At 46.7% G+C, this 18,720-nt stretch carries 19 protein-coding genes; 14 read left to right on the top strand and 5 right to left on the bottom strand.

The features are described from left to right. The 10 genes from FC26_RS08830 to FC26_RS08785 all read left to right on the top strand — a co-directional run. Window positions 1–951, top strand: a 951-nt coding sequence (locus FC26_RS08830) for an RNA-guided endonuclease InsQ/TnpB family protein (protein WP_057779753.1), incomplete at its 5' end; no start/stop codon positions are given. Between the two features lie 489 nt (window positions 952–1,440). Continuing rightward, window positions 1,441–2,166 (top strand): 16S rRNA (guanine(527)-N(7))-methyltransferase RsmG, encoded by a 726-nt coding sequence (gene rsmG / locus FC26_RS08825; RefSeq protein ID WP_057779751.1) that lies wholly within the window; start codon window positions 1,441–1,443, stop codon window positions 2,164–2,166. Between the two features lie 18 nt (window positions 2,167–2,184). Next, entirely contained in the window at window positions 2,185–3,066 is an 882-nt protein-coding gene (noc, locus tag FC26_RS08820) for a nucleoid occlusion protein (RefSeq protein ID WP_057779749.1), read from the top strand. 1 nt (window position 3,067) lies between these two features. Continuing rightward, the gene (locus tag FC26_RS08815; RefSeq protein ID WP_057779747.1) at window positions 3,068–3,835 is read left to right on the top strand and encodes a ParA family protein; all 768 of its coding nucleotides are present in this window, start codon (window positions 3,068–3,070) and stop codon (window positions 3,833–3,835) included. Continuing rightward, window positions 3,825–4,706, top strand: coding sequence for a ParB/RepB/Spo0J family partition protein (locus tag FC26_RS08810; RefSeq protein WP_057779746.1), 882 nt, complete (start codon window positions 3,825–3,827; stop codon window positions 4,704–4,706). Before FC26_RS08815 ends, FC26_RS08810 begins: the two co-directional genes overlap by 11 nt. Before the next feature lie 94 nt (window positions 4,707–4,800). After that, window positions 4,801–4,998 (top strand): DUF951 domain-containing protein, encoded by a 198-nt coding sequence (locus tag FC26_RS08805; protein ID WP_057779744.1) that lies wholly within the window; start codon window positions 4,801–4,803, stop codon window positions 4,996–4,998. Window positions 4,999–5,029: 31 nt separating this feature from the next. Further along, window positions 5,030–6,130: a redox-regulated ATPase YchF gene (gene ychF, locus FC26_RS08800; RefSeq protein WP_057779742.1), complete on the top strand. Its 1,101-nt coding sequence runs from the start codon at window positions 5,030–5,032 to the stop codon at window positions 6,128–6,130. A gap of 176 nt (window positions 6,131–6,306) precedes the next feature. Then, the gene (locus tag FC26_RS08795; RefSeq protein ID WP_162259979.1) at window positions 6,307–7,101 is read left to right on the top strand and encodes a DUF1129 domain-containing protein; all 795 of its coding nucleotides are present in this window, start codon (window positions 6,307–6,309) and stop codon (window positions 7,099–7,101) included. 177 nt (window positions 7,102–7,278) lie between these two features. Further along, a complete protein-coding gene (guaB, locus tag FC26_RS08790; RefSeq protein WP_057779739.1) occupies window positions 7,279–8,421 on the top strand; it encodes an IMP dehydrogenase in 1,143 nt (380 codons plus the stop codon). Between the two features lie 499 nt (window positions 8,422–8,920). Continuing rightward, window positions 8,921–10,462 (top strand): CPBP family intramembrane glutamic endopeptidase, encoded by a 1,542-nt coding sequence (locus FC26_RS08785; protein WP_057779737.1) that lies wholly within the window; start codon window positions 8,921–8,923, stop codon window positions 10,460–10,462. A 110-nt stretch (window positions 10,463–10,572) separates the two neighbouring features. Here FC26_RS08785 and FC26_RS08780 read toward each other — a convergent pair whose 3' ends face one another. The 5 genes from FC26_RS08780 to FC26_RS08755 form a co-directional block, all read right to left on the bottom strand. Beyond that, the gene (locus tag FC26_RS08780) at window positions 10,573–11,949 is read right to left on the bottom strand and encodes a L,D-transpeptidase family protein (RefSeq protein ID WP_057779735.1); all 1,377 of its coding nucleotides are present in this window, start codon (window positions 11,947–11,949) and stop codon (window positions 10,573–10,575) included. A gap of 205 nt (window positions 11,950–12,154) precedes the next feature. Then, on the bottom strand, window positions 12,155–12,640 hold the full coding sequence (locus tag FC26_RS13155) for an LPXTG cell wall anchor domain-containing protein (RefSeq protein WP_057779733.1): 486 nt from the start codon (window positions 12,638–12,640) through the stop codon (window positions 12,155–12,157). Beyond that, entirely contained in the window at window positions 12,637–13,728 is a 1,092-nt protein-coding gene (locus FC26_RS08770) for an RAD23 family protein (protein WP_157061153.1), read from the bottom strand. The genes FC26_RS13155 and FC26_RS08770 overlap by 4 nt, the downstream gene beginning before the upstream one ends. Window positions 13,729–13,856: 128 nt before the next feature. Next, complete coding sequence (locus FC26_RS13215; RefSeq protein ID WP_057779727.1) at window positions 13,857–14,045, bottom strand: KxYKxGKxW signal peptide domain-containing protein; 189 nt, start codon at window positions 14,043–14,045, stop codon at window positions 13,857–13,859. 129 nt (window positions 14,046–14,174) lie between these two features. Beyond that, window positions 14,175–14,735 (bottom strand): sigma-70 family RNA polymerase sigma factor, encoded by a 561-nt coding sequence (locus tag FC26_RS08755; protein ID WP_057779725.1) that lies wholly within the window; start codon window positions 14,733–14,735, stop codon window positions 14,175–14,177. Window positions 14,736–14,997: 262 nt separating this feature from the next. Here FC26_RS08755 and FC26_RS08750 point away from each other — a divergent pair, with 262 nt between their 5' ends. The 4 genes from FC26_RS08750 (at window position 14,998) to FC26_RS08735 (ending at window position 18,702) form a co-directional block, all read left to right on the top strand. Continuing rightward, window positions 14,998–15,765, top strand: coding sequence for a hypothetical protein (locus FC26_RS08750; protein WP_057779723.1), 768 nt, complete (start codon window positions 14,998–15,000; stop codon window positions 15,763–15,765). Window positions 15,766–15,860: 95 nt separating this feature from the next. Then, entirely contained in the window at window positions 15,861–16,862 is a 1,002-nt protein-coding gene (locus FC26_RS08745; RefSeq protein ID WP_057779721.1) for an LCP family protein, read from the top strand. A 241-nt stretch (window positions 16,863–17,103) separates the two neighbouring features. Beyond that, entirely contained in the window at window positions 17,104–17,967 is an 864-nt protein-coding gene (locus FC26_RS08740) for a YveK family protein (RefSeq protein ID WP_057779719.1), read from the top strand. A 12-nt stretch (window positions 17,968–17,979) separates the two neighbouring features. Then, window positions 17,980–18,702 (top strand): CpsD/CapB family tyrosine-protein kinase, encoded by a 723-nt coding sequence (locus FC26_RS08735; protein ID WP_057779717.1) that lies wholly within the window; start codon window positions 17,980–17,982, stop codon window positions 18,700–18,702. Window positions 18,703–18,720 lie beyond the last annotated feature (18 nt).

Genomic DNA, 18,720 nt, shown 5'->3' with positions numbered 1-18,720 from the left:
CGTGCTGCTTGGAATTTATTTCGGAAAGTTCATCGTGCTGGAACACCAGTATTTCACAAAAAAAGAATTGAACAAAAATACCAAACTTCCTGCATGTATGCTAGTAAATTAGCTATATCCAACATGCAAAACGGTAGTGTTCAGATCATTAATTCTCGACAGGTTCAATTACCGAAATTAGGTCGCTTGCGTTTCAAAGGGATACCTCAAAAAGTATTCAATCGTATGGACAGTATTCGTATTGGTACGACCACAATTTCAATGGACGCTACCGGTCGTTACTATATAGCAATGCAATTAGCATCCGAACAACCTTTTGTAAACAAAGTTAGTAATGAAACAACTAATGCTATTGGGATTGACTTAAATACTGATAATTTTCTAACTGATTCCGAAGGAAATATTGTTGCCAATCCTCGTTACTATCGTTCTGTTAGCGGGAAGTTGGCGAAAGCACAACGCAAGCTCTCTCGACGGGCACGACGTGCCAAAAAAGAACATCGGCCGTTACGTGATGCCAAGAATTATCAGAAACAGCGTAACGTTGTTTCCACTATTCAGCGTAAAATTGCTAATCGTCGCAAAAACTTTCTACATCTCGTCTCGACCACACTTATCAAGAATCACGATTTGGTTGTCGCTGAAGAGCTTAGAAGTAGGAATATGTTACGAAATCACGCTCTGGCTATGAGTATTTCTGATGTTGGTTGGCGAACCTTTTTGGGCATGCTGGCATATAAAGCCGACCTGTACGGTCAAAAATTTATCACCGTTAATCCGAGAAACACTACCCAGACATGTCATGATTGCGGGTTTGTTATGGGCACTGGAACAACTAACAAACTTACGCTAGCCGATCGTGATTGGGTATGTCCGCAATGTGAAACTCACCATATTCGTGACCATAATGCCGCTCAAAATATTTTGGCTAAAGGTCTCGCATCAATGTAAAATTATACAGTCCGTCTGGCAACCTGCGGACTATAAAGGCTTTGGTAATTAGCGGATAAGACCCGCTTGCAGGCAATCGCTGTATCTAAGCAATTTGTGGTCATTGCACCGTTAGGTGTAGTTCTCACAAGCTTCCGACTTTAGTCGGAAGTGGTTGACTAAAACGTAAGTAAGCTTTTCTGCATGAGTCAGGCCATTCCGTAACTGGAATGGCCTGATTTGTTTTGGAATTAAACACAGAAAAAATGGGATTTGTGCGAAACGGATTATATGAAAGAAAGATCCGATTTAGAGGACTGAACAATTGTGATTCAGACTGGTATAGTTAATGGTTAGATGGTGAATTAACCCCAACCGAAAATATTGACTAAATGTGAGTCATAATCAAGGTTGGTTCTGTATCCAATACTTGCTTACAACCCTGATTTAGGGTAAAGTAGAACCGTACGTGAAACATAAATTTGTTTCACAAGTCTAAGGAGAAAATGTATGAATCCACAACAGTTTCAGCAAGCTTTAGCAGATCATGGTATCGATCTGTCACAGCAACAAATGCAGCAATTTCAAACTTACTATCACGAGCTCGTGATCGGTAACCAGCAACTCAACCTAACGAGTATTACCGAAGAAAATGAAGTCTATCTCAAGCACTTCTACGATTCGATCACGCCCGCCCTCGTCGTCGCGCAGCTTCAAAATGAGGCGCTAACGCTTTGCGATGTCGGTGCTGGCGCTGGTTTTCCATCGCTGCCGCTCAAAATTGCTTTCCCTAAGTTGAAGGTCACCATTGTGGATTCGCTTAATAAGCGGATTAATTTCCTAGAAGGACTTGTCGCTAAGCTCGGACTACAAGACGTAACTCTGATTCACGACCGAGCCGAAACGTTTGGTGCGAAGAAGAGCCCGTATCGCGAAAGTTTTGACATCGTGACGGCGCGGGCCGTGGCGCGCTTGTCGGTGTTGAGTGAACTGTGCCTGCCACTTGTGAAGGTTGGCGGCAGTTTCATCGCGATGAAGGCAAGTCAAGCACAGGATGAACTGAGTGATGCCAACCATGCGATTACGGTATTGGGCGGGCAGGTCACCCAGACCGAAAACTTGACGTTACCACTCAATCACGAACCACGCACGATGATCGTGATGAACAAACAGGTGGCAACACCAGTGAAGTATCCTCGACGGCCCGGTGTTCCAAATAAAAAGCCGATCGACTAATCGAAGGGGAGGATGAGTATGGCATTTTCACTATTTAATAAAGGAAAGAAAAATCAACCGGCAACCAATCAGGTTGTCGAAGTGGATGTTACAAAGATTACTCCCAATCGGTTCCAACCCCGAAAGGTGTTTGATCCGACGGCGATTAAGGAACTTGCCGAGACGATTGAAGCACACGGCCTATTACAACCGATCATCTTACGTGAGTATGAGGACGATAAGTACGAAATCATCGCTGGCGAGCGGCGGTTTCGGGCGGTGAACGAATTGCAGTGGGAAAAGGTTCCGGCCATTGTCGAAAAGATGAATGACAAGGAAACCGCCTCACTGGCGTTGATCGAAAACTTGCAGCGCGAACAGCTCAGCTCCGTCGAAGAGGCGCAGGCTTATCGTGACCTGATGGAACTCAACCACATCACCCAGACGGCGTTGGCCAAGGGGATGGGGAAGAGTCAGTCCTTCGTGGCGAATAAGCTCCGGTTACTGAAACTTATCGCACCGGTTCAAAATGCAATTTTGGATCGTCGTATCACAGAACGGCACGGCCGAGCCATGCTAGATCTCGATGAAGATCAGCAACGCGACGTTTTGATGCAAATCGTTAACGATAAACTTAACGTTAAGCAGACCGAAGAACTCGTCGGTCGGATGCTCGGAAAGATTCCTGCTGCGGACGAAACACCCGCGGTGGAAGCACCTAAAAAGAAAACCAAGAAAAAGAAACAACGTGTCAGTCAGAAGGTCAGTGATTCGCGGATCGCGGTCAACACGATCAAGCACTCGATTAAGATGATCCAAGACAGCGGCATGGTCATTACCACGCGTGAGGAAGAACAGGATGATCACTATGAGATCGTGATTGAAATTCCGAAGAATAAGCAAGAGAAAGGCGGTAAATAAGATGGGATATGTGATTGCATTAGCCAATCAAAAGGGGGGCGTCGGCAAGACCACAACCAGCGTGAACTTAGGTGCCTGCCTTGCAGAACAGGGCCAGCACGTGTTGCTGATTGATATTGATCCCCAAGGGAATGCTACGAGCGGTACGGGGATTTCGAAAGCCACGATTGAACAAGACGTCTATCATGTGTTGATTGATGAAACGCCAATCAAGGACGTGATCATGAAGACGGTGCATGACGGCTTGGATATTGTTCCAACGACGATCCAACTGTCCGGTGCTGAAATCGAATTAACCTCGATGATGGCGCGTGAGACCCGCCTGAAAGATGCCATTGACTCGGTCAAGGATACCTACGACTACGTGTTGATTGATTGCCCACCTTCGTTAGGGCTTTTGACGATCAACGCCTTTACGGCCAGTGATTCGATTTTGATTCCGGTTCAAAGTGAATACTACGCTTTGGAAGGCTTGAGCCAATTATTGAACACCATTAAGCTCGTGCAAAAGCACTTTAACCCCGCACTGAAGATCGAAGGGGTGCTGATGACGATGTTTGATGCCCGGACTAATCTGGGGCAACAAGTGAACGCCGAAGTGAAGAAGTTCTTTGGCGATCAGGTCTATGACACGATCATTCCACGGAACGTCCGGTTGTCAGAGGCCCCAAGTCATGGGCTACCGATTATCGATTACGATCCAAAGTCGAAAGGTGCCGAAGTCTATCGCCAACTTGCAAAGGAAGTGTTAGCAGCGCATGGTAAATAGTAAAAAAGGACTCGGTCGCGGAATCGAAGCGCTCTTTGAAGATAATGACGTTTCCGCCAGCGAAGAAAGCGTCCAAGAAATTAGTATTAGTGAGATTCGGCCGAATCCCTATCAGCCACGGCGGATTTTTGACACCAAGGCGTTGAAGGAATTAGCCGCTTCGATTGAAAAGTCGGGCGTCTTTCAGCCCATCATTTTGCGGCAACCGGATAAGAAGCTCAAACGCTACGAAATCATTGCCGGTGAACGACGCTTCCGGGCTTCTAAGCTCGCCAAGAAGCTAACCATTCCGGCGATCGTACGGGAAACTAACGACGAAGAAATGATGGAAGTTGCCGTCCTCGAAAACTTGCAACGTGAAGACCTCACTCCGTTGGAAGAAGCGCAGGCGTACGATACGTTAATGGAAAAGCTCTCCTTAACGCAGGCCGAAGTGGCTAAACGGTTAGGGAAGAGTCGGCCATACATCGCCAACTATCTCCGGTTATTGGGCTTACCCAAGATGATCAAGGATATGCTGCAAGACGATAAGCTGTCGATGGGGCAGGCCCGGACGTTGCTCGGCTTGAAGGATAAGGATCGGTTAGTTTCTTTGGCCCGGCGGACGGTGCGGCAAAACTTGACCGTGCGGCAACTCGAACAAATCGTTAACCAGATGAACGGCGAGTTGAAGAACCGAAAAGATAAGAAGACCCCACAAAAGTCAGTCTTTGTGAAGGCCGCGGAAGACCAACTACAATCGAAGTTTGGCACCAAGGTGGCACTGGCCCAGTCGAATAAGAAGAACGGGGCCGGTAAGATCGAGATTTCGTATCTATCCGATGATGATCTCAGTCGGATTTTGGAAATGTTGGATGTTGATTTAAACTAGACTGGTTGAATGCCGGCGGCGCCACCAAGGCGTAGCTGGTCACTAGAGTTAGAGCAACAATAAGACGAGGATTCACAACGAAGGAGGAATTCACATGTACGATAAGGGTGACGTTGTTATGATGAAAAAGCAGCATCCATGTGGCACAAACGAATGGGAAATCATTCGCATGGGCGCTGACATCAAAATCAAGTGTCTCGGATGCGGTCACATTGTCATGTTGAGCCGCCGAAACTTCGAAAAGCGCATGAAAAAAGTGCTTCGAAAAGCAACCACAAGCGAAGAAGATTAATTAAAATTCAAAGGAAAGAGTGAATTAACAAATGGCGTTAACAGCAGGAATTGTCGGTTTGCCAAACGTTGGTAAATCAACCTTATTTAATGCAATTACAAAAGCGGGGGCAGAAATGGCCAACTACCCGTTTGCGACGATTGATCCTAACGTGGGGATGGTGGAGGTCCCTGACAAACGATTGGAGCGAATTCAAGAACTCATTCCCGCCAAAAAAGTGGTCCCAACGACGTTTGAATTTACCGATATTGCCGGGATCGTCAAGGGTGCCAGCAAGGGGGAAGGACTTGGTAACAAGTTCCTTGAAAACATCCGTCAGGTGGATGCAATTGTGCACGTTGTGCGGGCCTTTGACGACGACAACATTACCCATGTGACTGGTAAAGTGGATCCAATCGATGATATCGAAACGATCAACTTGGAACTCGGTTTGGCTGATTTGGAAGCCGTCGACAAGCGCTTGGCAAAGGTTCAACGCGCAGCCAAGGGGAGCGATAAGGAAGCTAAGGCGGAATTAGCCGTTTTGGAAAAGATTCGTCCCGTTTTGGAAGCTGGTAAGAGTGTCCGGACGATTGACTTCGCGGAAGATGAATTACCAATCGTGAAGGGCTTGTTCCTGTTAACGTCGAAGCCGGTCTTATATGTCGCTAACGTCAGTGAAGACGAAATCGGCGATCCGGAATCTAACAAGTACATCCAATCCATTCGCTACTATGTCAAGGATGAAGGCGCCGAAGTCATTGGGGTTGCGGCCGCCAGCGAAGAAGAAATCGCTGAAATGGATGACGCAGATAAGGCGGAATTCCTTGAGATGGAAGGCGTGGAAGAACCTGGGTTGAACCGTTTGATTCGGGCATCGTATGCGCTGTTAGGACTAGAAACCTTCTTTACGGCCGGTGGTAAGGAAACGCGGGCTTGGACGTATAAGAAGGGAACGAAGGCGCCACAAGCTGCCGGAATTATCCATACGGACTTTGAACGAGGCTTCATTCGCGCGGAAATTATGGGATATGAAGACTTGGACAAGTACGAAACGCAAAACGCAGTCAAGGAAGCCGGCCGGTTAAGACTGGAAGGTAAGGACTACGTCATGCAAGATGGGGATATTGTAGAGTTTAGGTTTAATGTGTAGTTTAGAGTGCGAGTAAGCACGGGTTGGTGCCGTGGGATAAGACACCATTAACTGTGATCGTGGGTTTGCGGTCAGAGTTAATGGGGGCTTATCCGTTAGGCGCCAGTGCTTCACGAACACGTTTCAGCAAAACCCGCACCAAAAAATCATCCAAGCACCAAGAGAGGGGAATTTCAGTGAGTGAAGAGAATCAAAACCAGCCTCGTAACGCCGCCGCTGGTAGTAAGCAACGGGAGCACGTGCATGAACAGCATGCTAATGTGCACCGCCAATTTAGTGAGTTAGGCTTAACTAAGCGTAGCGAAGAATTTATGTACCAACTAAACAAGCAGTTGGACGAACAGGGCATCAAGCAGGATAAAAAGCCCGAAGCCTTGAAGACGACGATCGATACACTGCTAGAAGGCCAAAAGAAGGGTCAAACTGCGCGTCAATTATTTGGAACGCCAGCCGAAAAGGCCGATGAACTGATCAACGGTCCGAAGAAGGCACCGGTGCCAGCATCGCAAAGTAGCTTTGGACTATTGGCAACCGACAATGGGCTGATGTTCTTCAGTATCTTTGCCCTATTGTTTGGGTTCATGGGAACCTTCCAATCGAAGGCACTGAAGGCCCAAGCCGCTACCTCTGGGACCAGCGGCATCTTAGCTATCATCTTAGTGGCCGTCTTTGGTGGTCTGCTGTTTGCTTGGGTCACTAAGTCGATTCAACCCGGAAGCGAAAAGGCGAAGCAACACTCAATGTGGTATAAGATTGGGGTCGTTGCTGTTGGGCTAGTAGCCTGGATTGCGATCTACTTCTTCGTGGGCTTCATGCCAGCCAAGGGGATCAATGCTCAGTTGCCAGGGCTCGTTTATATCGTGCTCGCCGTAATTGGCTTTGGGGTTGATATTTACCTGCGTCGCAAGTATCACATTGTCGGTGGGGCCCTCGGTGGCCAACCACGGCAACAACCAACCCGGCGGAAATAATCCGCTTTAAACACGTATCTTATTGAAGTAAGGAACAACTAATGTTCGTGCTTTCAAAAAGTACGTGTTTTTGTTTTCTGAAAATGAAAAAATGATGATAAAACGAAAGAAGTATTTGACCATTAGCCATAAGGCTGGTAACGTAGTAACAATTAAAAGAATAGGGGTGCAAAAGTAATGTCAAAATGGGAAACAAAATTTGCTAAAAAAGGTTTAACGTTCGACGATGTACTATTAATTCCAGCGGAAAGTCACGTATTACCGAACGAAGTCGATTTGAGCGTTCAACTAGCAAAGAATATTAAGCTCCACGTTCCTTTTTTGAGTGCCGGAATGGACACGGTCACTGAAAGTGCAATGGGAATTGCCATGGCTTTACAAGGTGGGATGGGTGTTATCCACAAGAACATGTCAATCCAAGCACAGGCTGGCGAAGTAGCAACCGTTAAAGGCGTTAATTTGACGGGAAACTTCGAAAAGGCTGCTGTTGATGATAACAATCACTTATTGGTCGCTGCTGCGGTGGGTGTCACAAGTGATACATTTGATCGTGCTGAAGCCTTGCTTGATGCTGGTGTTGATGCCATCGTCATCGATACAGCCCATGGTCATTCAGCCGGTGTTCTCCGCAAGATTGCTGAAATCCGCGAACACTTCCCAGAAGCAACTTTGATTGCTGGGAACGTTGCTACTGCTGAAGGCGCTCGTGCTCTCTATGACGCCGGTGTGGACGTTGTTAAAGTCGGCATTGGCCCTGGTTCAATTTGTACCACCCGTGTCGTTGCCGGTGTGGGGGTTCCTCAAATTACCGCCGTTTACGATGCTGCTTCAGTAGCACGCGAATACGGCAAAACCATCATCGCCGATGGTGGGATCAAGTATTCTGGTGATATCGTGAAGGCTTTGGCTGCTGGCGGTAACGCCGTTATGCTGGGAAGCATGTTCTCAGGCACGACCGAAGCACCTGGTGAAATCTTCGAAGACAATGGTAAGCAATTCAAGTCATACCGTGGTATGGGTTCAGTTGCCGCAATGTCACAATCCCATGGATCATCCGACCGTTACTTCCAAGGTGGCGTTAACGAAGCCAACAAGTTAGTGCCAGAAGGTATCGAAGCCCGGGTTGAATACAAGGGTGACGTTACGGACATTATCTTCCAATTAGTTGGTGGATTACGTTCAGGAATGGGATACGTTGGTGCCGCTGACATTGACGCATTGATCAACAACGCCCAATTCGTTCAAATTACAAGCGCCGGATTAATCGAATCACATCCACATGATGTGCAAATTACCAAGGCGGCCCCTAACTATAAATAAGACGATGAAGTGCATCTATTTAGGCGCCGATAACTATCATGGCCGGCTAGATGCCGGCCAATGAGAAAATAGACCATTGAGTACCTGATTGGGTACTTGATGGTCTATTTTTTGTGGCTCGTGGCTTAGAAGTTAAAGATGCGCCAGGCACCGCCGCTGGTCGAACTACCTTGAAGGCAGACGAGTGACATAAATCTGGCCCGTACGATACAACAAAAGTGTGCAATCAAAATAAGTAAGGTATCGGGTCCCCAACAAGCGGAACTGGTTGCCTTATTTTTAAGGGCCACCAACGAACGCACATCACAAAAACAACGTTAATTTATCTCATAAAAATCTCGTGCCAGACACACTAAAATCGCTCATTATGGCCAATCTGGTAACCAACGTGCCGTGACATTGGATTTCATTTAAATTGCGTCGCTCTGAGCTCGTCACCCTAGTCCCACACCCCGATAACTGGTATCATGGAATCAAATTGTTCAAGGAGGGATTTTTAGTGAGAAAGCACTGGTCAGTTTTTTATATTTTGTCATTATTCTTAGTGCTCATTATCTCGACCATTGCCCAGGAAATCGTCAACGTGGGATTTAACCTGGGCCTCAATAACTTAGTTAGCATTCATTCCACCAACGGAAAGGGTTGGGCCGGTATCGGCACCGAACTCGTCGCGTTACTGATTTGGTGGCTGGTCAATCGGCTGTACTTCCATGCCAAAATCGGGTGGGGACGGAACGCGTCCTCGACCGCGAAGAATTGGCTGTTTTTGTTACCGGTGATTGTCGTGCTGATTGGGGATGCCACGCTGGGTGCCCAATACGTGTTGACGCCGGCTAATATTTTAATTGCGTTAGTTATGGGACTGACTGTGGGGCTGGTGGAAGAGTACGTCTTCCGGGGCTTGCTTGTCAGCTACCTGTACAGCCATTTCCGTCTGGGAGCCATGACTACGGCCTGCCTTAGTGGTCTCGGGTTTGGCCTCGTGCACGCCGTCAACGGCTTAAGTAGTGGTAACTGGACCAATACTGGCGCGCAAATTTTAATGGCGATCGGGCTGGGCTTCTTCCTCGCGGCCGTCTATCTGGTGACGAATAACCTCTGGATTACCGTGATTTTTCACGCCATTATCGATGCCTTTGATCAAATGGCGTTTGGCACGCTGAGTAACAATGCGGGCACGAGTGTGACCACGGCCATCATTTACTTTGTGGTCTTTGCCATTATCGGTGCGATTACGATCGGCCGCGGTTCCGTCAAACTAGACCGTGAACGCGGGCTCTTTGGTAGTGGTAGTTTTCAACGGCAGCGGCCGCTGGCTCACGCCGACTTTTCCTCACATGCAGCGTCCACGGTTGCTGTGAGTCCAATCAAGTCGCTGGTTGCGGTGGCCTTGATTCTCGCAGAACTCGGCCTGGGCCAGGTCTTAGTGCAACCGGGACAAACGCAACTGGTGAAGGTCAGTATTGCCGTTGGGCTAGCCTTCGCTGTCTTTTTGATCGTCGTCTGGATGTTCCACGATGTGCTGGGGAGTAATTGGCACCGGTACCGCGAACATATCGTCCGTAATATTGCTCTAGATGTCGTCTTGATGATTGCCGTTTATGCCGTGCTCGCCCTCGTCCGGATCGGGATGAAGGCCGTTATGGGATCAAGCGCCGCGGGCGGGGCTGCCGATGTGTTGAGCTTCCAAGCAGTGACAACGGCCGGTATTGGGCTCTTCGGGAGTCTAACCGTGTTGATGGCGCCGTTTACTGAGGAACTAGTTTTCCGGCACGTGCTGTTTTACCAGTGGCGCGGCCATCGAATTGTGACGTTCCTGATGTTCTTTGTGTCATCGATCGCCTTTGGATTGGTGCACTGGAATAACTTCAATGGGGATGTTACCCAGATGGTACCGTATATGGTGATCGGTGGCTTCTTCGCCCTAATTTACTACTTTAGTCGAAATATCTGGCAAAACATTATCACGCATTTTCTGTTTGACTTCGTTCAATTTGCGGCAGCGTTGGTGCTCTTGATTGTCGCAATTTTACAACATTAATTAAAAAATCTCGTCTCTCCAATAGGAGGGGCGAGATTTTGTCGTATATCGGATAGTATTCACGAAAAAAGCCGATTCTCACAATCGAGAATCGGCTTTTAATTACGATTTTAGAAAATAATGACGGGGGTGCCGACGGATACAGCGTTGTAAAGCTGAGCCGCAAAGGCGGGTGGATTGTTCACACATCCGTGGCTACCGTGGGTCAGGTACCAGCTGCCACCGTATTGAGGTTGCCATGGTGAATCATGAAGGCCTACACCGGTATCATCAACCGGCATCCAGTAGCTCACCTTTGTCGCGTAATTTGCTCCACGAAGGGTCGCGTTACGTTGTTTACTCCAAATGTAGAAGACTCCGGATGGCGTTTCTTTTCCCTTATTCGGGTTCCCGGTAACGACTGCGGAACTCATCGCGAGCTTGCCATCTTTATAGTAGTATTCCATCTGGTTTTGCTTATCAACTTCGACATAGGTATTGCCAATGTCGGTGCCGTCAGCGTGGTACCCGTTTCCTTTAACAATGACCTTCTTGTCGAAGGTGGTGCCACTCTTTACGGCCTTCACGAGCACGGGAATTTCTTTCTTGTGGCTAATTGACCAACCGTAGATGCCGGCCGGCACATCGACCGTCCCACGTGCCGTTGACTTGAAGTGCCGCGTCTTGTAATAGGTCGCGTACTTGTGATCCAGCTTGTCGAGGTAGTGGTCGATCTTGCTTTGAGAAATGGTCATTGAAGTACCGTTAATATCGATCCAACTTTGTACTTCACTCTTGGAGACCTTCACGTTGTGTTGTTGAATTTTGAGCACACCGGAAACGTGACTGATCTTCGTGAGTTTGGCTTTCAAGTTCTTAAATGATTTCATCCCGACGGTTACTTGAGGCTTGTCGTAAGTCTTCTTCAAGTTAACCGTATTTTGGTTCGCAAGCACCTGCTTTTCGGTTTGACTCGCGAGCTTAGTGGCTGAAATTTGATTACCGTAGCGTTCTTTCGTAGTGACCAGTTGGCCGTCTTTGAAGGCCAACTTAGCATTCCGAGGGGCTGTCCGCGTCTGGTTTAGTTTGGCGGCCGTCTGGGTCGCAAACTGCTTGAGCGTGGTTTGATTGATTAACGTCACGGTTTTAGTGAGGCTGGCAGTCGGTTGTGTGAAAATGTGAACCGGCCAGCTCCAAGCACTCTGATTATCCTTCACCGAATTCAACATGGCGGTGAAATTCCGACTAATGCCTAGTTTGGCACCGGTCGTTGTCAGGACCGTTTTGTCACCCTCTTTGAAGGTGTACTTGGTGGTTTGAATATTCTTGTTGAGGATTGTTGCGGCTTGAGTGGGGGTCTTACCCGCAATCTTGATGCCGAAAACTTCCGTCCGTGGTAAGTAGCGATGTTGGTAGTGCAGCGCGCCGCCGACGTAGATGATCACCAAGATGAGCGGGATCAGCCACAGCCAGAGTCGGCGTGAGGCACCTTTGTTTTGCGTTTCCAATTTAAACCCTCCATATAGTCCCAATCGTTAACGTGAGTTAACCCCATAAGTGTACCACGTTGGGCTGCGGATTCAATGGGTTAGGACCGTAAAATAGCGAACATCTGTTCACATGATAGACGTGATGCATTTTACATAGAATCCGCGAGACACTATGACCAACTAAAAGACGATCCTAGTGAAGGATCGTCTCAGTTATGGTTAATTAGTCGTCTTTATTGCGCCCCTTAACGGAAAGCCCAAATAGTCCGGTAAAGGCAAGGGCGAACAGCCCCCAAATAGTGGCAGATTGTTGGGCGGTGTCACCGGTCTGTGGTAGTGTGCTGTTGGCTGATTTATTTGAGTGGTGTTTAGTTGTCATCATCGTAATGACAGGATTGGAAGTGGTGGTGCCAGAAGAGACGGTTACCGCGGTCGTTTGTGTGTCGCGGTCGATACTGACGGCATTCTCACGGTCTAGATCCTGTTCCGGAGTAGTTGATGTTTCAGATTCAGTCGGTTCTTCAGGATCCACGGGTTCTTCCGGATCGATCGGGTCGGTCGGTTCCTCAGGATCGACGGGGTCTTCTGGATCAATCGGGTCAGTGGGATCTTCCGGATCAGTTACGCTAGGAGTCTGTAGATCGAAACGGTGTGATTCGCCGCTAGCAATGTTGACATGGTCGGCCACAATGTTGCCATCGATGTTCACATTGCCAATGACCTCTGCATTTGGCGCAAGAATCGAACCGACAAACGACCGGCCATGATGAAATTATAGTTCAGATGATCGTCACCGAAGTTCCAAAGGATAACGGATTGATCGAATTCAGTCCGTTCTTTAGATGAAAGAAGGTCACCATCGACCTCGATTTCCGTCTTTGTCTCTAGGTTGACTAGCATACCTTCGAACACGTCTGTTAAATCATCGATCACATTAATAATTAATGTCGGGCCACCGGATGAAACACCAGTCACATATAGGCTCTGAGGTGTTTGTAGTACGCTGAGTGGGATACTAGCGTAAACATGGGCCTCATGATTTTCAATGGCGTAAGTGGACGCATCTGAAACGTCGATAGTTCGCTGATTCATATTAGTGAAGTCGTAAGTCACGCCCGCGCTATCGTTTTGAGCGTAGTAAGTTGCTGCTTTTTCACGAAGCAGTTTGAAGTACGAATCGAAATCAATGTAAACCGTATCGGCACTGTCTTTGAAAAGACGGTCGGCAGGAACGTTCGTTAATTTAACGCGATTGATAACGGCGTGCCCGTCGATCCAGCCAGAACTAACCGAGTTACCGACATAAATGAGACTATCATTGGCGCGGAATGAATTAGGTAAGACGGTACCAGATAAATGACCAATATAGAAGAGATCACCGTCATAGCCGCGGGTCCCAAAATCTGTGGTGCCATCGATTAAATGATCGGTAGCGATATTTCCATTCGTATCTGCACTAAGCACGGTTGAATTCGAGAAAATATGGAAAAGTGAGGCAATCCCGAGTGCATTATCTTCATGAGCAGTTTGCACATCGATGCCCATGTCATCTAAATGTTCGTCAGTGAAAATAGTAGCGGTTGTTTCAACGGCGGGTGCTTCTGTGGGACCGGGGACGGGTTCGTCCGCTGTGGTTGCACTATCGGCAGCAATGGGAACGTCGGATGTCACTTCCGCCGTCGTGTTTGTCGAAGATTCGGTTTCACTTGCTGGTGTAGCTGGATTAATCGGTGTGGTAGAGGTAGTTTTGACTGCTTCTGTCAGAACGGGTGTTGCGACTATCTCACTACTTTCCAAGGTTATACTTGATGATGTTGCACTTGATAATGGCGAAGCGGAACTACTTGTCGGAACCGAGGGTACGCTAGAGTTGGTGATCTCTGACTGACGATGGTGAGGTTGTTACTATTGATGTTGCGGTACCCTCAACAGAGGTCGCTGTCGGTGCGGTCGCTGCTAATGTCGTTGAGGTGGCTGGATCCTGAGTATCCGTGGGCTATGGTAGTGACGCTAAAGGCCCCTGTTCCGATTACAACGGCACTGAACATCCATATCCTGCCTTTCTTATACATCTTGTAACGGGTGGTGGTTGTTGTTTGATAGCCTCGTTTCATATTACTCGCCTCCATTTACATATTGAATGTACATTAAAATAAAACTTATTATAATTAAATTCTAATTGAAAGTGTTTTCTACGTCAATACGTATCTTAATAAAATGATAATTAATTTCTAATTAATACTTTACGGTCGAAATAAACGTCGTGCCCGGTTGATTGAGCTGCGTTTCGCCTTGGAAACCGCTGCGGGGCTGATATCATATTTTAATGCGATCTCGCGCAGCGATAGGTGGTTAATTAGATGCTCCATCAGATAACGCCGTTCGCCTTCTGGTGATTGCTCATAGAGTTCGTGGAATTCTTCCATCTGAATAAGCTGATCAGTACTGTCTTGAGTAATGAAACTTTGGCCTAATTTTGCAGCACGAATATCTTCAGTTACCGCTTCATTGTCGAGTGAAAATTCGTTGTGGGATTGTTGCCGTGTCTGGCGCCGAAGATAGTCGATGGTTCTGTGCTCAACATGTTTAAAGAGACGCCCGTTAAGCTGATAGGGGTCGTCAAGCAGAGCAGCTTCGGCTTGGCAGTAACCATTGACGAAGGCAATTTTACCCTCGGTAACGAGGTCGTCAAAGTATTCCTCGTGGCGGTTGACACCCAACTTTTTCAGAACACCGTAAATAATTTTTTCGTGGTCGTCGGTCGTGAGATAGTGAAATGCGCGTTGAATCTGGTCATCGTTCATTTGTGATAACTCCTTAAGATTAGTTATCAAGGCCTTGATGTCCACTAGAATAACGAACGATACAAATGAACCCAAATACCAAACTTACGTAAAACATCGATAAAACCGAGAAATTAATATATAAAAACCTGATAATAACGTTCTCATCAAACTCTAAGTAGACTTTTATTGGGTATTTCGGTAAGTTATTATTTAAGAAATGGTTAACAGCCGTGTTATATTAATTGGTTTGCACAGAGGACACGTGTAGGGAGATGAAGAAATGAATTATGTAAGAGGACAGCAGGCGGTCACATTGGATCATTTTACGGAGCAGGACATTTTAGCGATGTTGGACGAGACAGGACAACTATCATGGGAACGGACACTTGCGTTTAGGCAATTTCGGTTTAGTAAAAGGATTTACGTGGTGCTACTAAACGATGATGGTGAGTTGATTGCGGTGAGGAAAACGTCACGGAAACTACTTGCAGAATTTAGTAAGCGATATCATATTTCAGATGTTGTGTTACGTACAATCGCGCAAATCGGAGAGATTCATACGGCGTATTCATGTACGCATGGGAAGTTTAAATTAATCTCCACTCGTGGGGGAACTTGTGCGGATACGACGTGGATCATGGCCCACCATATTAATTCATATGGGGTCTGCCCAACGGATCAACTATTGACGATTGCGTTTAATTCCAAGGTCAAAATTAAAAGTGATATTTCTAAGGAGACTCTTGATAGCCGAATTGCGGATGCGCGTTGGATGAGTAATTATCAAAGTGGTATTCATCGTCAAATTGATCTCGAGTATGGGTTCTGCAACGAAGATAGTCGGGATGCTTTTTATGGCGATCAGGATTTCCATCTTCAAAATGGCAGCGGCGATAAGCTCTATTTCGGGATTGAACTCATTACGAACGTCTGTCAAACGCTGCATAAGGATGAATATGGTTCCTTTGTTGATCGAAAACGACTCCACGCAATGGTCGCCAAAGTATTAGAGAAAGGCTATATGGGGAGCGGTAAACTTCCCAGATAACATTGACACACTCCCATAAAGATGGAATACTGGTCTTGAATTGTGAAAAAAGTGTGAAATTGGATCGTCACAGACGATCACGGGAGGATTAAGTTATGAGTGAAGATCATCAAGTGGATGAACCGCAAGAACCTCATCGGCATCATCATCACCACCATCATAAGCGGCACACGGTTAGAAACGTGGTTTTAGTCATTATCGGGGTGCTAGTGATTGCTGGAGGGGCCTTTGCGGCCGTTGCCTGGAAAAATATCAGTTCAATGACGAGTGGAATGTATCAAAGTTCAGGGGCCACAAAACAACGGAACGCAGCGGCTGTGCTGAGTGGCAAAAAGCCGGTGTCAATTCTGCTCCTCGGAACGGATACTGGCGATCTTGGGCGCGACTACAAGGGGCGGACGGATACAATGATCATCATGACGATCAATCCGAAAACTAAAAAGACGACCATGACTAGTATTCCACGGGATATGTATGTTAATTTGCCGGACTATCCGAAGTATTCACCAGCCAAAATCAATGCAGCCTATGCTTTTGGCGGGGTAAAGGAATCCATTAACGTTGTGCAAAAGGAATTCAACGTGCCGATTGACTACTATGTCTTGGTGAACATGGGTGGCTTGAAAAAGGCGATCAACCAAGTTGGTGGTGTAGACGTTACGTCACCATTGACCTTCACGTACAACGGATCGAGCTTTACAGCAGGCAAGTCTGAGCATATGAACGGCCAGACCGCGTTGAACTTTTCTCGGATGCGTTACGACGATCCGAAGGGCGATTATGGGCGTCAAGAACGGCAACGACTAGTGATTACGGCCCTGCTACGGAAGTCAATTTCGTACAAGACGGTGCTCAACAAGTCCTTCCTTGATTCGATTTCGAATGAATCTAAGACTGATATGACGTTCAGTCAGATGACCAAATTAGCACTGAACTATCGAAATGCTGCCAAGACGGTGAAATCAGATAACGTCCAGGGAACGGGTAAGATGATCAGTGGTCAGTCATTCCAGATGGTATCGACGAATGAGCGGCAAACGGCATCGAATAATATCCGTGATAATTTAGGGTTAAAACGCGTTAATTTAGGTGATTAATGGATCATAGATTCCGGGCAGAAATAATCTGCCCGGAATTTTGTGTATTATATAAAAGGGCCGTAGTTCCGTGCCCTATAAGCGTTTTAAATAGTTGCACCTATAAATCGTATGTTTCAATTAGGTTAAACTTGTCATATAGGGTTGAACGTTTTAATGAAATATTAAATAATGAAGTAGATTGTGTTAAATATATGTAAAGATTCCATTATTAAGTTAATTCATGGCATGGAGGAGAAATATGGACAGCATGTTGGACATTCGACAGATGTTTGCGATTTTGCGCAAGCATTTGTTGTTGATAGTTTTGAGTATGGTGGGACTCGCGGTCATCGCCTTTGGCGTGGCCGAATTCCTGATCACACCGCAGTACACATCGACGACCCAGATCTTGGTCAACCGTAAGAGTGATAATAGTCAAGCGGCCGCGGCCTACACGGAGCAGCAAGCCGACGTACAAATGATTAGCACCTACAAGGATTTAATTACTAACCAAGTGGTACTTAAACAGGCTAGCAAGGATCTGAAGAACAATACGGTGGTCGTCAAGAAAGCTCAGAAAGCTAAATACCGGACGAACTATGACGGAACAAAGCATGTAATCAAAGCGGCCCAACCAGCAGTTGTGAAACATACAGGGCAAAGCTACAAGATGTCTGTTAGTGAATTGAAAAATTCGATCACGATTAGCAATCAAGAGAACTCACAAGTGTTTGCTTTAGCAGTTCAAACGAATAATCCTGAGAAGTCGGCCGCGGTAGCGAATGAAGTGGCCACCGTCTTTAAAAGCAAGATCAAAAAAATTATGGATGTTAACAACGTGACGATTGTTTCTAAGGCGACACCAAACTATGCTAAGACGTCACCTAATGTAAAATTATTTGTTGTTGCAGGCGCTGCGATTGGCTTACTAATCAGTGTTGCGTATGCATTTGCCGTAGAACTCATGGATACATCAATTAAGGGCGACAGTTATTTAGTAGAAACGTTAGGGTTAACCAATCTAGGCCAGGTTGCACAAATTAAGCAAACTGCCAAAGCAACAAGAAAACGAGAGACAGATAGCACACCACGTCGGGGTAACAGCCACCGACGGGTACGATAGGAGAAAGCGAAGATGGGAATTTTTAAGCATCATAAAAAATTATCAACTGACACCATGAGCAATGGCGCTAAGTTGATTACTGCGTCTAATCCCAAGGATCCAATTTCTGAACAATTTCGTACGATTCGGACAAATATAGATTTTTCGTCAGTTGATCGGGATCTCAAAACGGTGCTCTTTACATCGGCGGATGTGAGTGAGGGAAAGTCAACGGTATCGGCCAATATGGCGGTGATTTGGGCACAACAAGGAAAACGCGTACTGTTTGTCGATGCTGATTTACGGCGGCCAACCCTACACATGACCTTTGGTTTGGTAAATACGAAGGGCTTAACCACCTACTTAGCTCGGGGTGCTGATTACCACGAATTATTAGGGAATAGTGGTATTGAGAACCTAACCATCCTAACCAGTGGTCCAGTTCCACCAAACCCAGCGGAATTATTGAACTCCAAACGAATGAAAGACTTTTTAGCGAACAGCCAAAATGAGTTCGATATTGTGATGTTAGACGTACCGCCACTGCTGTCAGTCACTGATACACAGGTATTATCGGCCGAAGTCGATGGCGTGGTTTTAATTGTACGACAGGGAATCACACAGAAGGCGGCTGTTCAACGATCGGTAGAGTTGTTGAAGATGGTGAATGCTAAGGTGTTAGGCTACGTTTTGAATGATGTTTCAGCTCGTAGTGGCTACGGTTATGGATATGGTTACGGTTACGGCTACAAATAACGGGTAGTTATTTGCTCG

Source organism: Paucilactobacillus vaccinostercus DSM 20634, from assembly GCF_001436295.1.
Classification (GTDB): domain Bacteria; phylum Bacillota; class Bacilli; order Lactobacillales; family Lactobacillaceae; genus Paucilactobacillus; species Paucilactobacillus vaccinostercus.
This window is presented reverse-complemented; position numbering and strand designations above follow the sequence as displayed.

Excerpts from the sequence above, each read along its gene's own strand:
- noc (WP_057779749.1), top strand. The coding sequence starts at position 2,185 with ATGGCATTTTCACTATTTAATAAAGGAAAGAAAAATCAACCGGCAACC.
- FC26_RS08815 (WP_057779747.1), top strand. The coding sequence starts at position 3,068 with ATGGGATATGTGATTGCATTAGCCAATCAAAAGGGGGGCGTCGGCAAG.
- FC26_RS08745 (WP_057779721.1), top strand. The coding sequence starts at position 15,861 with ATGAGTGAAGATCATCAAGTGGATGAACCGCAAGAACCTCATCGGCAT.
- FC26_RS08805 (WP_057779744.1), top strand. The coding sequence starts at position 4,801 with ATGTACGATAAGGGTGACGTTGTTATGATGAAAAAGCAGCATCCATGT.
- FC26_RS08740 (WP_057779719.1), top strand. The coding sequence starts at position 17,104 with ATGGACAGCATGTTGGACATTCGACAGATGTTTGCGATTTTGCGCAAG.
- FC26_RS13215 (WP_057779727.1), bottom strand. The coding sequence starts at position 14,045 with ATGAAACGAGGCTATCAAACAACAACCACCACCCGTTACAAGATGTAT.
- FC26_RS08735 (WP_057779717.1), top strand. The coding sequence starts at position 17,980 with ATGGGAATTTTTAAGCATCATAAAAAATTATCAACTGACACCATGAGC.
- ychF (WP_057779742.1), top strand. The coding sequence starts at position 5,030 with ATGGCGTTAACAGCAGGAATTGTCGGTTTGCCAAACGTTGGTAAATCA.
- FC26_RS08750 (WP_057779723.1), top strand. The coding sequence starts at position 14,998 with ATGAATTATGTAAGAGGACAGCAGGCGGTCACATTGGATCATTTTACG.
- FC26_RS08755 (WP_057779725.1), bottom strand. The coding sequence starts at position 14,735 with ATGAACGATGACCAGATTCAACGCGCATTTCACTATCTCACGACCGAC.
- guaB (WP_057779739.1), top strand. The coding sequence starts at position 7,279 with ATGTCAAAATGGGAAACAAAATTTGCTAAAAAAGGTTTAACGTTCGAC.
- FC26_RS08810 (WP_057779746.1), top strand. The coding sequence starts at position 3,825 with ATGGTAAATAGTAAAAAAGGACTCGGTCGCGGAATCGAAGCGCTCTTT.
- rsmG (WP_057779751.1), top strand. The coding sequence starts at position 1,441 with ATGAATCCACAACAGTTTCAGCAAGCTTTAGCAGATCATGGTATCGAT.